The following is a 13,047-nucleotide window of genomic DNA, read 5'->3' on the forward strand; positions in this document are numbered from 1 at the left end:
TCACCAATACCAGAAAGTGTAGACCCGTTTTATTTGATGGATTCTTTTTTAAACCGAGTTGTTAGCTTAATATGGTGGATTTTGGTATGATAAACGTATAAATAATAGAGAGGTGAGTTGGTTGTTAGATAATACCGATACCACAGGAACGATCACATGTTCATTTTGTGGAAAGACTCAAGATCAGGTAAAGAAAATTGTCGCCGGTCCTGGTGTCTACATCTGTAATGAATGTATCGATTTATGTAAGGAAATTATTGATGAAGAAGTTTCTAGAGAGAGCGCTGAAGAGTTTTCCGATGTGCCAACTCCAGCAGAAATTGTCTCTAAACTTGATGACTATGTCATTGGTCAGACAGAGGCTAAACGAACTTTGTCGGTAGCTGTGTATAACCACTACAAACGAATTAACCAGATGGAAAATGCTGACGAAGGAGATGCTGAATTACAAAAAAGTAATATTAGCATCATTGGACCAACTGGATCTGGAAAAACATTTTTGGCCCAAACCTTAGCACGGATTCTAAACGTGCCCTTTGCCATTGCAGATGCAACGACTTTGACTGAGGCCGGCTATGTTGGTGAAGATGTTGAAAATATTCTTTTAAAACTTTTGCAAAATGCTGACTATGATGTTGAAAAAGCTGAAAAGGGCATTATCTACATCGATGAAATCGATAAGATTGCTAAAAAGAGTGAGAATGTTTCAATTACGCGTGATGTTTCTGGAGAAGGAGTCCAGCAGGCTCTTTTGAAAATTCTAGAAGGCACAATTGCAAATGTACCACCGCAAGGCGGACGGAAGCATCCACAACAAGAGTTTATTCAAATCGATACAACTAACATTTTGTTTATTGTTGGTGGTGCGTTTGATGGGATTGAAGACATTGTCAAAAGTCGCTTAGGTGATAAGGTAATTGGGTTCGGAACTGATTCTACAAAAACAGTTGATAAATCTAAGAGTTTGATGCAACAAGTTATTCCCGAAGATTTATTACGCTTTGGTCTAATCCCCGAGTTCATTGGTCGATTACCAATTTTGACGGCCCTTGAGAAACTTACAACTGATGACTTAGTTCGAATTTTGACTGAGCCCAAAAATGCATTAGTTAAGCAGTATCAGACATTATTATCATTAGATGATGTCAAATTACACTTTACACCGCAAGCTTTACGAGCAATTGCTGAAGAGGCCATTACTCGTAACACAGGTGCACGTGGGTTACGTTCCATTATTGAAGAAGTTATGCGTGATATTATGTTTGACATTCCATCTCGTGATGATGTCGAACAAGTTACAGTAACTAAACGAACAGTGGTTGATCATGTGGAACCAGAATTAATTTTAAAAGATAAAAAAGCTTCTTAAACTAGGTTCGAATTTAAAAGATGGTTTCTAGAAAATAGAAACCATCTTTTTTTTAACTTTTGTGTGTTAAAATTAAATCAGATTAAAAAGGTGGTTCAAGAAATGGAAGTTCATAATGTGGAGCTTGTCATGAGCGCGGTAGCTCCAGCGCAATATCCTACAACTGGTTATCCTGAAATAGCTTTAGTGGGACGCTCAAACGTAGGAAAGTCTTCCCTGACAAATGTTTTAATTAATCGAAAAAGCTATGCGCGGACTTCATCACAGCCCGGCAAGACGCAAACTTTGAACTTTTATAATGTTGAAGATCAATTATATTTTGTCGATGTCCCTGGTTATGGGTACGCGAAAGTTTCTCGTTCCGAACGAGAAAAATGGGGAACGATGATTGAAACATATCTAACCAGCCGTCCTCAATTAAAAGGGGTTATTTCACTGGTAGATGCTCGTCATGCGCCTAGCGAAGACGATGTGATGATGTATAATTGGTTGCATTATTACAGAATTCCCATATTAGTGGTTGCAACTAAGAGTGATAAAGTTGTGCGTGGTAAATGGAATAAGAGCGAGAGCTTAATCAGAAAAACGCTTCAAATTAGTGATCCTGATGAGTTTCAATTATTCTCAGCTCAAACTAAGATGGGTAAGGATGAGGTTTGGAATTGGATTGAGAAACGGATTGGGGAGGACTAGAACATGGAATTTAATGATTATCAAAAAAAGGCTAATCGGACCTTGTTTGGAAATGAGCAAGTTTTAACAAATTGCGCATTGGGATTGGCAAGTGAAAGTGGTCAGGTTGTAGATCTTGTTAAGAACTACACTTTTCACGGTAAGGATCTTAACCACGAGGAATTAACCAAAGAGATGGGCGATGTGTTGTGGTATTTATCACAAATTGCCGAGTGGGCAGATATTCCCTTTGAGCAAATCGCACAGGAAAATATTGAGACTTTAAATCAACGCTATCCTGCAAGTAACGAATAAAAAATGAGTGAAACGGCTAAGACGTCGTTTCACTCATTTTTTTGATGATTTTTGTTTTTCATTGTTATTGCTGCGTTTTAAAAATTTGTTCTTTTTGTCAGCTGTTTTTTTATCCTCTACTGGGGCGACAAACTTATCTAACATTTTTTCTAAATTAATTTCTTGTTTTACTTTTAAACCCATTAATCATTACTCCTTCAATTTTAGTGCCGATTTCTAATAATTACATTCTTCATGAGGCTATCATACCAGATTTTATATTATCTGTCAGTTATTTTGAAACATCATAGAAACTAAGAAATGATGATCGCAATTTTTAAAAATGTAAATGTAAACATTTTGAAAACGTTTTAATATACACTAATAGATGAATATATGTGGTAAAGATGAATAAAAACAATTAATTTGTAAATAAGCTTGCATAAAAAACCAAAAGCGTTTATACTTCATATATTCTATTGAATGTAGGGAGTTGCAGTTATGAAGAAAAAATTTATTGAGATTATCGCAATTATTGGATTGCTAGTTACAATGATTCCGTTTGGCAATGTTCATGCAGCCGGTGCTAATACCAGTTCAAATGATCAATCACTTGCCAAGATTCAGAAAAAGGGTGTTTTAGTAATGGGGACTAGTCCTGATTACGCGCCATACGAATTCCAAACCACTAAGAATGGTAAAAGTGTTGATGTTGGGATGGATATTAGTATCGCTAAACAAATTGCCAAAGATTTAGGCGTCAAACTTGAGATCAAAAATATGGATTTTGATTCTTTACTTGTTGCTTTACAGACGGGAAAAGTTGATATGGTTATGGCTGGGATGAATCCCACACCAGCTCGTCGTAAAAGTGTAACTTTTTCTAATATCTACTATCAAGGTGGACAAGATATTGTTATTAATAAGAAAGATAACAAAATTTACAAAAACAAAGATTCATTTGTTAATAAAACGGTTGGTGCTCAAACCGGAACAATGCAATATAATATGGCAAAAAAACAGATTCCAAATGTGAAGGTTAAAGGTTTTGATAAGGGTGCGGATTTAATTCTTGCGTTACAAACCAATAAGATTGATGGAATTGTTATGGAAAAACCAAGTGCTGAAGCTTATGTAAAAAACAACTCACAGCTTAGTTTGATTAATGGTAATTTTAATTTAAGTAAAGATGAAAGTAGCTCTGCGATTGCATTTCAAAAAGGTTCAAACACCCTTGCAGCAGCAGTAAACAAGAGTCTTGCTAAAATTAAAAAGAAGGATCTAATTAATAAAGAGTATTTAAAAGATGCTGGTAGTCACATGAAAACAAATACAGTTGATACTTCAATGTGGCATTATTGGAAATATTTTGCCAAAGGAATTGGTTATACTTTGCTAATTTCGGCTTTCTCAGTATTCTTTGGTTTCATTTTAGGAACAATTCTTGCATTTATGCGATTGAGTCGTAACAAATTATTTAAGGCAGTTTCTACAGCTTATATCGAATTTATTCGGGGAACGCCTTTAATGGTCCAGATCATGTTTGTCTACTTTGGAATTGGCCTAGTTGTGAATATACCGGCTCTAACTTCCGGAATTATTGCGGTTTCGTTAAATAGTGGTGCTTATGTGGCCGAGGTTATTCGAGGAGGGATTAATTCAATTGATAAGGGCCAGACGGAAGCAGCGCGAAGTCTGGGACTTTCAAAGAACTATACGATGCGTTATGTGGTTTTGCCGCAAGCAATTAAAAATATTTGGCCCGCACTGGGTAATGAATTTATTTCCTTAATTAAGGAAAGTTCAATCGTTTCAATCATTGGTGTGACAGATCTGATTTATCAATTGAAAATTGTTCAGTCCGATACCTATCGTGGTGTAGCGCCGATCGTTGTTGCGATGTTACTCTATTTTGTCGTTACCTTTAGTCTTTCAAAAGTTCTATCTTACTTTGAGGGGAGAATGAAACATGCCAACTAACATTTTAGATATTAAAAATTTAAAGAAAAAGTATCATGATACTGAAGTCTTGAAGGATATTTCTGAAACCGTTGAAAAAGGCCAAGTTATTTGTGTAATTGGTCCATCAGGGGCCGGAAAAAGTACTTTCCTTCGTTGTTTAACCTTGTTGGAACAGCCCACTGATGGTCACATTTTGTTTGAGGGTACTGATTTAACTACTTTAAATGAAAAACAACTTGACGAGTTACGCGAAAAAATGGGAATGGTTTTTCAAAGTTTTAATCTATTCCCAAATATGACGGTTTTAGATAACCTTAAATTGGCACCTATGAAAGTTAAAAAATTAACTGATGAGCAAGCGACCAAAAAGGCGAAAGAACTCTTGCTACAGGTCGGATTGGCCGATAAGGGGTCTGAATACCCTAGCAGCTTATCAGGTGGTCAGCAGCAACGTGTGGCCATTGCACGGGCCTTAGCGATGGAACCTGAAGTTATGTTGTTTGATGAACCTACTTCAGCGCTAGATCCAGAAATGGTTGGGGATGTTTTGAAGGTTATGAAAGACTTGGCTAAAGCCGGAATGACGATGGTCGTTGTGACTCACGAAATGGGATTTGCGCGTTCCGTCGCTGATCAGGTTTGGTTTATGGACGGCGGGTATATTCAAGAAAAGGGTACTCCTGGAGATTTCTTTGACCATCCCAAAACACATCGGGCTCAAGTTTTTCTTTCTAAGATTCTGATGCAATAACTTAATAAATTTGGAAAGCATGCGTGAAATCTAAAATTTGACGGATGTTTTTTTGATATCTTAATATACAGATAGATGAGCGAATGTACGTTTGCTTTTTGGTTGCGACTAATATTGAAAGGTGGTATAATGTTACAAGCTGTTTACACTAGGAGGTGAAGCCAGTTGGCGTCGGAACACATTGAACATAAGTTAGCTTTATTACCGGATTTGCCCGGTTGTTATCAAATGAAAAACATCAATAGCCAAATTATTTATGTCGGGAAGGCTAAAAATTTAAAAAATCGGGTGCGTTCGTATTTTAAGAGTTCCCATGATGGAAAGACTGCGCGACTGGTTTCAGAAATTGCTGATTTTGATTACATTGTGACTTCTAGTGATAAGGAAGCTTTTCTGCTTGAAATTACTTTAATTCAAAAGTATCAACCTTATTTTAATATCAAGTTAAAACGAGGAACGGGTTACCCATATATAAAAATTACCAATGAGCGCGATCCTCAAATGATCATTTCTGGGGATTTAAAAAAGGACGGGGCCTATTATTTTGGTCCGTATCCGAATGTCTATGCAGCTGAAGAAACTTTGCATTTTTTGCAAAAGGTTTATCCATTACGGCGGTGTACAGGATTTCAACATCGGCCATGTTTGTACTATCATATGGGCCAGTGTCTCGGGGCCTGCTTTAAAACGGTGCCAAAAGAGGCCTATGATAAGCAGATTACGCGAATTAAATCATTTCTAAATGGTAACGTAAAAACGGTTAAGAAACAGCTAGTTACAAAAATGGATGATGCGGCTAAAAACTTGGAGTTTGAACGAGCGGCTGATATCCGTGATCAAATTCACTATATCGAAGTCACGGTTGAAAAACAGAAAATTATTTCTAACGATAATACACCGCGAGACTTATTTAACTTTTATATTGATAAAGGGTGGTTGTCAATCCAGGTATTTTTCATCCGGCAAGCACGATTAATGAAACGAGAAAAACGACTTTTTCCCGTTGTAAGTACAGCAACAGAAGAATTAACTTCATTTATTTTACAATTTTATAATCAAAAAAATAATTTATTACCGAATGAAATTCTGGTACCAAAGGGTCTGGATAATCAAGTGCTGAGTGATATCCTGCAGATTCCGGTTCGCACGCCACAACGAGGACAAAAGCGTGATTTGATGAACCTTGCGAAAGAAAACGCACAAATTACATTGGAAGAGAAGTTTCGGTTGCTGGAATTGGACGATTCTAAAACTGTGGGCGCCATGAAAGAAATTACAGACGCCTTAGGAATTCCTACTGGCCACCGAATTGAAGCATTTGATCATTCTCATATTCAGGGAACAGACTTGGTCTCGGCAATGGTGGTCTTTACGGATGGTAAGCCAGATAAGAAAATGTATCGTAAGTATAAGCTGGTTACAGTGGATCATGCTGATGAAGCAGCTAGTACACGGGAAGTCATTCGCCGCAGATATACGAGGTTATTAAAAGAGCATAAGCCAATGCCAGATCTGATTTTAATGGATGGTGGCGAAATTCAATTAAATGCTGTAAAAGATGTTTTGGTAAACGAATTAAACTTGCAAATCCCAGTGGCTGGGATGGTGAAAAACGATAAGCATAAGACGGCTGATCTATTATTTGGGCCAGATGATCGCCACGTAGCTTTGGATCCAAAAAGTCAGGGATTTTACTTGGTTCAACGTATTCAAGATGAAGTTCACCGATTTGCAATTACTTTCCATCGACAAGTGCATACAAAGCACTCCTTGAGCTCACGATTAGATGATATTGCTGGGGTTGGGCCCAAGACCAGAAATAAGTTATTGCGCAAATTTGGATCCATGAAGCATATTTCAGAGGCGCCAATTGCAGATCTGCAAAAATTGGGAATCTCTGAAAATGTGGCAAAAACAATTAAAATTTCTTTAAATGGCATGCTGAAAACCAAATAACCATTAAGTACTGATACAAGTTTGAATTCTGAAAAAAGCAAATTTAATAAATGGTATAAATTAAGGCGATTCTCTGCTAAAATGAGAGTATTAGTCACAACAAGTCAAGTTGAAATAGCATTGGAGAAAAATATGTTTGTTGATCAAGTTAAAATTAATATAAAGGCCGGTAATGGCGGCAACGGCATCGTGGCTTTTCGACGCGAAAAGTTTGTTCCTAATGGTGGTCCAGCCGGTGGTGATGGCGGCCGTGGTGGCGATGTCGTTTTGAAAGTGGACTCTGGGATGAGAACGCTAATGGATTTTCGTTATCAACGTAAGTTTAAAGCGCCATCTGGTAGTAATGGCATGAATAAACAAATGACTGGGCGGAGTGCTCAAGATTTTGTGATTAATGTCCCTGGTGGAACAATTGTGAAAGACACAGAAACTGGCGAGGTTATTGGTGATTTAGTGGATAACGATGAGACCCTGGTGGTTGCCAAAGGTGGCCGTGGCGGTCGGGGCAATATTCACTTTGCTAGTCCCAAAAATCCTGCTCCAGAGATTGCCGAAAATGGTGAACCGGGACGAGAGCGAAGTATTCAGTTAGAACTTCGCCTATTAGCTGATGTTGGATTACTTGGTTTCCCATCCGTAGGAAAATCTACTTTATTATCAGTTGTTACAAGTGCTAAGCCTAAAATTGCTGAATATCATTTCACAACGTTGGTTCCTAACTTGGGGATGGTACGTTTGGATGATGGGCGGGATTTTGTAATTGCAGATATTCCTGGATTAATCGAAGGCGCTTCACAAGGGGTTGGACTAGGATTTGAATTTCTCCGTCATGTGGAACGGACAAAAGTTTTATTACATCTTGTTGATATGAGTGTTGTCGAAGAAGTTGACCCGTTTGATAGTTATCAAAAGATTAATCAAGAGTTAGGCAAATATGATCCAGACTTAATTAAACGACGTCAGATCATTGTGCCAACCAAGATGGATATGCCAAATTCAGAAGATAATTTAAAAGAGTTTGAAAAGAAAATTCAAGAATCAACCAAAAATACTGAAACGCCGGATATCTTTCCAATCTCAGCTGTTACCCATAAAGGATTAGAACCTTTAATGCAACATACAGCAGATGTGCTTGAAAATACACCTGATCCAATTCCGGCACCAGTTGTTTCGGATGATTCAGTCACCTATGCCTATGAACCAAAACAACCATTTTCAATTACTCAAGATGAAGATGGTGTTTGGGTATTGACGGGCGAAAAGCTCGAAAGATTATTTAAGATGACTAATACAGAACATGATGACAGTATGATTCGATTTGCTCGTCAAATGCGCGGGATGGGTGTGGATGATGCTTTGCGTAAGGCAGGCATTAAGAACGGAGATTCAGTTCGAATCTTAGATTTTACATTTGAATTCGTTGACTAAACGGTTATAGAGGGATGCATATGGATTTAGAAAAAACAACTTCTGTGGGGAAATCCAGTAAGCAAGGAAGTAAAAACGAAAATACTTCGGGAAAAACACATACAAAACGGCTGAAACATAGCCGATACATATCTGGGTTCGATGGACTTAGAACGCTAGCGTTGTTGGGCGTTATTTTGTATCATCTTCTTCCTTATGACTTAAAAGGTGGTTATTTGGGAGTTCCCATTTTCTTTGCAATTTCGGGATATTTAATTACTGACTTGTTTGTTCAAGAATGGGATCAAAATGGATCGATCAAAATATGGTCCTTTTATGGGCGCCGTTTGAAAAGGCTTTATCCAACTTTGGTGGTTGTGTTGCTAGCAAGTACAGCTTACATGACGTTATTTGCTCAAAATCTTCTTACCCACATCAAAAGTGTTTTATGGACAAACCTTTTATTTGTTTATAATTGGTGGCAAATAGGTAACGGTCAGTCCTATTTTGATCGCTATAATGGCGAATCACCTTTTACCCATCTATGGTATTTATCTGTGCTTGGCCAGTATTACTTTATCTGGCCAGTTGTGATGATTGCGCTGTTGTTTACCTTTAAAAATCGTAGTCATATTTTGGGTGTCTTAAGTGGTTTAGCGATTGTGTCTGCTTTGTTGATGCTAATTCTTTATGATCCAAGTAATACGAACCGGGTTTATTACGGTTCGGACACGCGGATGACTCCGTATTTGTTGGGTGCCGCACTAGCATTCTTCTGGCCTTCGACGCATCTTAATCCTCATTTAAAGAAAAATGCGCGATGGTTCCTAAATATATTGGGACTAATCTCGCTAATCTTTATTGTTTGGATGGCGTTTGATCTGAGTGGAACTGGTAGTTTTGCTTATCGTGGAGGAATGCTGATTTTCTCCATCTTTTCGGTAATCTTGATTGCTGTGATCGCACATCCTGGAGCAAGCTTTAACAAGTGGTTTAGCAATCCGGTTTTCGCGTGGATTGGAAAACGGAGTTATGGGATTTATTTGTATCAGTTTCCTGTGATGATCTTTTATGAAAGGGCAGTTGTAAATATTGCCGCTCATCCATTATGGAATGCGTTGGTAGAAGCAGCTATTATTGTGGTAATCAGTGATCTTTCGTATCGCTTTATTGAAACCCCGTTAACTCACTTTAATTACGCGCACCCAATTCAAGCTCTCAATACTTTATTCAGACAGCATAAAAAGGGACGTTACTGGATTATTCCAATTGTTGTTGTCCTAGTAATCGCATTAGTTGGTATTGTTAATGGTTCAAATAATAATGGCAATCACCATAGTGCTCTGCAAATTAATATTACACAAAATAAGAAGAAATCTGAAAAACAAAATGATAAAGCTTTAAAGGCGCAAAAAGAAGCCGCAGCAAAGAAGAAACAGCATGCTGAAGAAGTTGCAAAAATAAAAAAAGAAAAAGCAATTAAATTAACTTCTAAAGAAAAAACAATTAAAACGAAGTATGATCTGCAACCTTCAGAAGTAAAAATTGCCCAAAAGATGTCAGTTACTGGAGTTGGTGATTCGATTATGGCAGATACCTCAGATGATTTGCAGGAAGTCTTTCCAACTGCTTACATTTCAGCTAAGGTAGGACGTCAAGTTTGGCAAGCAGCGAGTTTGTTACGAGAAATGGACTCACAAGGTAATTTGAGTAGTAATGTTTTGCTTAATTTAGGGACTAACGGTCCATTTACTAGTGAACAGTTAAAATCCATTGTTTCAATCATTGGGACTAAAAGACAGATATTCTGGGTAAATGTACATGTGCCTACCCAAAATTGGCAATCTCAAGTTAATAAAGAAATAGCAGATGCGGCCCAAAAATATAAGAATGTGCATGTCGTTGATTGGTATGGGGTTAGTCAGAAAAATTCTGATTGGTTCTATCAAGATCATGTCCATCCTAATATTGAAGGTAGCAAGGCGTATACTGCTTTGATTACTAAAGCAATTGTGAAGTATGGCAGTACAGATTAAATAAAAAGTCCAATTTACAAACTATCTCGGAAGAGAAGCAAGTAAATTGGACTTTTTGTTTATTTAAAAAGTGATTTTTGAATCTAAAGAATCTTTTGAAAGGGTCTTGCCAGATAAACTATAAGCACTTGAAAATTGAATTGTACAACTATTAAGTGTGTGGACGAGAGATGCTGGGACCAAAACGACAACGTTGGTATTTAATTTCTTACCAGCCGCAAGTTTCTTACCAGCGACACTATCAACCATATTGCTAATTGGCGTTCCGGCATAATCATTTGAAAGCTTTATGTAGTTTAAGCCACCAATGATGACCATCTGGTTACTTTCGTTTTGGACAGTGTACTTTAATTGCAACGTGTAATAGGTGCTACTAATATCGGTGTTATTAAAAGCATCAGCTACCACTTTTTTTGCCTTAGCCGTTTTGGCTTCATTTTTTAATAACCGTGTTTGACTAATTTGATATCGCAATGGCCTGTTAATAATAACTTGGTCCGTTTTCTTATATTTATCTAAAGTTAATTTAGTTCCAAAATTATCATAAGAAAATTGTTTCTTGTTAGTTAGATCACCATGGGGAACGTAATTAGTACTTTTTTTAATTTTTGTTGGAACACTGTAGCTACTTGATTTTTTGGTGTTATCGGCGCTATTAGTTGAAGCTGAATCCGAGCTTGCAGAACTTTCTTTTGAGCTGGATGAACTAGCTTTTTTATGGGCGTTTTTGTTTTGATTTGTAAAAGTTTCTTTACCCTTATTTTGGTAATGAGAATCTGCATTTTGGGAGGTACACCCACCCAAAAATAATGTTCCAAGTAAAACGAATGCCATAAATTTTTTCATATTTTTTTACCACTCTTATCCTAAAATTATTTTTTGATCGCGCAGATGATAGCCAAAAAGTTTGATTTGACTAGTTTCTGAGTAAGCGAGTTGACGAGACCCACTGATTGCCTGAACACGGGCTTCAAATTGATCAAGTGTTAGCGGTGATGATCCGGGGACAACAATTAACCATTGATTAAGTAGTTGCAATGATGAAACCGGTAGGGCAGCCTGATCTGCAGGCTTAAAGTAAAGCTTCAGTTGTGGATCTAGTGCTGCAACAGAAAGATTAAAATCAATTAAACGCATGTGACCTTCTCCATTATATCCCATGAATTTGGTTTGTAGATTACATTATCAATTATAATTGATTACAGAACCCATTTGAAGTGTAAACTATGAGACATTGCATAGCAAATTAGGTGAAAAATGTGGTATGGTATTTAGGGTAGTGTTTTAAAAAACAAGAGTAAATGGGGAACGATCGTTATGGATTTAGAATTTTTAGGAACCGGAGCAGGAGTTCCCGGTAAATTTAGAAATGTGACAAGTATTGCATTGAAGCTTTTAGATGAGCGGAACTCAATTTGGTTGTTCGATGTCGGTGAAGGCACACAGCAACAAATCTTACGAACCACCATTAAGCCTCGTAAAATTGACAAAATTTTCATCACCCATTTGCATGGTGATCATCTGTTTGGGCTTCCTGGGTTGTTGAGCAGTCGTTCATTTCAGGGCGGTGAATCAGAGTTGGTTATTTACGGGCCTAAAGGAATTCGCCAATTTGTTCAAACGGCAATGCGAATTTCTGATTCACATCTGTCTTATCCAATTCGCTTTGTTGAACTAGGTGATGAGGGTGTTATTTTTGAAGATGACAAATTCAAAGTTTCGTTTATGCGATTGGATCATCGGATTGAGAGTGTTGGTTATCGGATTGTCGAAAAAGATCATCAAGGGCAACTGCAAGTTGATAAATTAAAAGAATTACATGTGCCATCTGGACCGTTATATGGACGCTTAAAAAAAGGTGAGACGGTTACATTAGATGATGGACGTAAAATAGATGGTAAGGATTACTTAGGGAAACCACAGCCTGGACGAATTGTTGCGATTTTAGGGGATACCCGGAAGACTAAAAACAGTCCGATTTTGGCTCAGAATGCGGATGTATTAGTTCATGAAAGTACCTTCGCAAAAAATGAAAGTAAGCTCGCTCGGAATTATTACCATTCAACTAATGTTCAAGCAGCCGGGATTGCTAAAGAAGCCAATGTGAAGCGGCTAATTTTGACGCATATTTCGGCACGTTATACTGGTAAAATGGCAAACGACCTGCAAAAGCAGGCTCAATCAGTGTTTAAAGCCACAAAAGTTGTTCATGATTTTGATGTAATTCATATTCCGCTCAAATAGATGAGGAGTGATCAAATGCTAACAAGATTGCGAGAACTACGTGATTTAAATGGTAAATTGGTTTTAATTACAGGTGCTTCAAGTGGTTTAGGTAAGTTAGTGGCATATGAGGTGGCTGCACGGGGCGCAAACGTTGTTTTATGTGCGCGTAATTTAAAGGCTTTGCGTAAAGTAGCAGATAAGTGCAAAGAGATTTCACAAACTGATGCTTATGTGGTCGAATTAGATGTATCTGATCCAGACGCAATTGATCGACAGTTAACTCATGTTTTGCAGGATATTGGTTCGGTAGATATTTTAGTGAATAGTGCTGGTTTTGGAATTTTTGTAAAAGGCACCCGTAAAATGTAGGAAAA

At 37.5% G+C, this 13,047-nt stretch carries 13 protein-coding genes; 10 read left to right on the top strand and 3 right to left on the bottom strand.

What is annotated here, in order from left to right; translation table 11 throughout:
- The first annotated feature begins 121 nt into the window (after nucleotides 1-121).
- The 3 genes from clpX (at nucleotide 122) to IV84_RS07220 (ending at nucleotide 2,356) form a co-directional block, all read left to right on the top strand.
- Complete coding sequence (clpX, locus tag IV84_RS07210; RefSeq protein ID WP_046872204.1) at nucleotides 122-1,369, top strand: ATP-dependent Clp protease ATP-binding subunit ClpX; 1,248 nt, start codon at nucleotides 122-124, stop codon at nucleotides 1,367-1,369.
- 102 nt (nucleotides 1,370-1,471) lie between these two features.
- Entirely contained in the window at nucleotides 1,472-2,062 is a 591-nt protein-coding gene (gene yihA / locus IV84_RS07215) for a ribosome biogenesis GTP-binding protein YihA/YsxC (protein ID WP_046872205.1), read from the top strand.
- A gap of 3 nt (nucleotides 2,063-2,065) precedes the next feature.
- A complete protein-coding gene (locus IV84_RS07220) occupies nucleotides 2,066-2,356 on the top strand; it encodes a nucleoside triphosphate pyrophosphohydrolase family protein (RefSeq protein WP_046872206.1) in 291 nt (96 codons plus the stop codon).
- A 33-nt stretch (nucleotides 2,357-2,389) separates the two neighbouring features.
- Here IV84_RS07220 and IV84_RS11070 read toward each other — a convergent pair whose 3' ends face one another.
- Nucleotides 2,390-2,539 (bottom strand): SPJ_0845 family protein, encoded by a 150-nt coding sequence (locus IV84_RS11070; RefSeq protein ID WP_167630938.1) that lies wholly within the window; start codon nucleotides 2,537-2,539, stop codon nucleotides 2,390-2,392.
- Nucleotides 2,540-2,836: 297 nt separating this feature from the next.
- Between IV84_RS11070 and IV84_RS07225 the strand changes: the two genes are divergently transcribed.
- The 5 genes from IV84_RS07225 to IV84_RS07245 all read left to right on the top strand — a co-directional run bounded on the left by IV84_RS07225 (nucleotide 2,837) and on the right by IV84_RS07245 (nucleotide 10,447).
- Nucleotides 2,837-4,315 carry an ABC transporter substrate-binding protein/permease gene (locus tag IV84_RS07225; RefSeq protein ID WP_046872207.1) on the top strand — a complete coding sequence of 493 codons (1,479 nt, stop codon included), beginning with the start codon at nucleotides 2,837-2,839 and terminating at the stop codon, nucleotides 4,313-4,315.
- Nucleotides 4,305-5,048, top strand: coding sequence for an amino acid ABC transporter ATP-binding protein (locus tag IV84_RS07230; RefSeq protein ID WP_056986324.1), 744 nt, complete (start codon nucleotides 4,305-4,307; stop codon nucleotides 5,046-5,048). Before IV84_RS07225 ends, IV84_RS07230 begins: the two co-directional genes overlap by 11 nt.
- A 165-nt stretch (nucleotides 5,049-5,213) precedes the next feature.
- Nucleotides 5,214-7,004, top strand: coding sequence for an excinuclease ABC subunit UvrC (gene uvrC, locus IV84_RS07235; protein ID WP_056986325.1), 1,791 nt, complete (start codon nucleotides 5,214-5,216; stop codon nucleotides 7,002-7,004).
- Between the two features lie 132 nt (nucleotides 7,005-7,136).
- Nucleotides 7,137-8,432 carry a GTPase ObgE gene (obgE, locus tag IV84_RS07240; protein ID WP_046872210.1) on the top strand — a complete coding sequence of 432 codons (1,296 nt, stop codon included), beginning with the start codon at nucleotides 7,137-7,139 and terminating at the stop codon, nucleotides 8,430-8,432.
- 20 nt (nucleotides 8,433-8,452) lie between these two features.
- Nucleotides 8,453-10,447 (top strand): acyltransferase family protein, encoded by a 1,995-nt coding sequence (locus IV84_RS07245; protein WP_080945570.1) that lies wholly within the window; start codon nucleotides 8,453-8,455, stop codon nucleotides 10,445-10,447.
- A gap of 63 nt (nucleotides 10,448-10,510) precedes the next feature.
- Here the strand turns inward: IV84_RS07245 and IV84_RS07250 are convergent, their stop codons facing one another.
- Together IV84_RS07250 and IV84_RS07255 are read right to left on the bottom strand one after the other, a co-directional pair.
- Nucleotides 10,511-11,293: a hypothetical protein gene (locus tag IV84_RS07250; protein ID WP_046871487.1), complete on the bottom strand. Its 783-nt coding sequence runs from the start codon at nucleotides 11,291-11,293 to the stop codon at nucleotides 10,511-10,513.
- Between the two features lie 15 nt (nucleotides 11,294-11,308).
- Entirely contained in the window at nucleotides 11,309-11,584 is a 276-nt protein-coding gene (locus IV84_RS07255; RefSeq protein ID WP_046871486.1) for a hypothetical protein, read from the bottom strand.
- A 180-nt stretch (nucleotides 11,585-11,764) separates the two neighbouring features.
- Here IV84_RS07255 and rnz point away from each other — a divergent pair, with 180 nt between their 5' ends.
- A complete protein-coding gene (gene rnz, locus IV84_RS07260) occupies nucleotides 11,765-12,691 on the top strand; it encodes a ribonuclease Z (protein ID WP_046871485.1) in 927 nt (308 codons plus the stop codon).
- A gap of 15 nt (nucleotides 12,692-12,706) precedes the next feature.
- A complete protein-coding gene (locus tag IV84_RS07265) occupies nucleotides 12,707-13,042 on the top strand; it encodes an SDR family NAD(P)-dependent oxidoreductase (RefSeq protein ID WP_056986326.1) in 336 nt (111 codons plus the stop codon).
- The last annotated feature ends 5 nt before the right edge of the window (nucleotides 13,043-13,047 follow it).

This window comes from Pediococcus damnosus (assembly GCF_001437255.1).
In the GTDB taxonomy this organism is placed as follows: domain Bacteria; phylum Bacillota; class Bacilli; order Lactobacillales; family Lactobacillaceae; genus Pediococcus; species Pediococcus damnosus.

Coding starts and splice junctions, on each gene's coding strand:
- yihA (WP_046872205.1), top strand. CDS start 1,472: ATGGAAGTTCATAATGTGGAGCTTGTCATGAGCGCGGTAGCTCCAGCG.
- IV84_RS07220 (WP_046872206.1), top strand. CDS start 2,066: ATGGAATTTAATGATTATCAAAAAAAGGCTAATCGGACCTTGTTTGGA.
- IV84_RS11070 (WP_167630938.1), bottom strand. CDS start 2,539: ATGGGTTTAAAAGTAAAACAAGAAATTAATTTAGAAAAAATGTTAGAT.
- IV84_RS07225 (WP_046872207.1), top strand. CDS start 2,837: ATGAAGAAAAAATTTATTGAGATTATCGCAATTATTGGATTGCTAGTT.
- IV84_RS07230 (WP_056986324.1), top strand. CDS start 4,305: ATGCCAACTAACATTTTAGATATTAAAAATTTAAAGAAAAAGTATCAT.
- obgE (WP_046872210.1), top strand. CDS start 7,137: ATGTTTGTTGATCAAGTTAAAATTAATATAAAGGCCGGTAATGGCGGC.
- IV84_RS07245 (WP_080945570.1), top strand. CDS start 8,453: ATGGATTTAGAAAAAACAACTTCTGTGGGGAAATCCAGTAAGCAAGGA.
- IV84_RS07250 (WP_046871487.1), bottom strand. CDS start 11,293: ATGAAAAAATTTATGGCATTCGTTTTACTTGGAACATTATTTTTGGGT.
- IV84_RS07255 (WP_046871486.1), bottom strand. CDS start 11,584: ATGCGTTTAATTGATTTTAATCTTTCTGTTGCAGCACTAGATCCACAA.
- rnz (WP_046871485.1), top strand. CDS start 11,765: ATGGATTTAGAATTTTTAGGAACCGGAGCAGGAGTTCCCGGTAAATTT.
- IV84_RS07265 (WP_056986326.1), top strand. CDS start 12,707: ATGCTAACAAGATTGCGAGAACTACGTGATTTAAATGGTAAATTGGTT.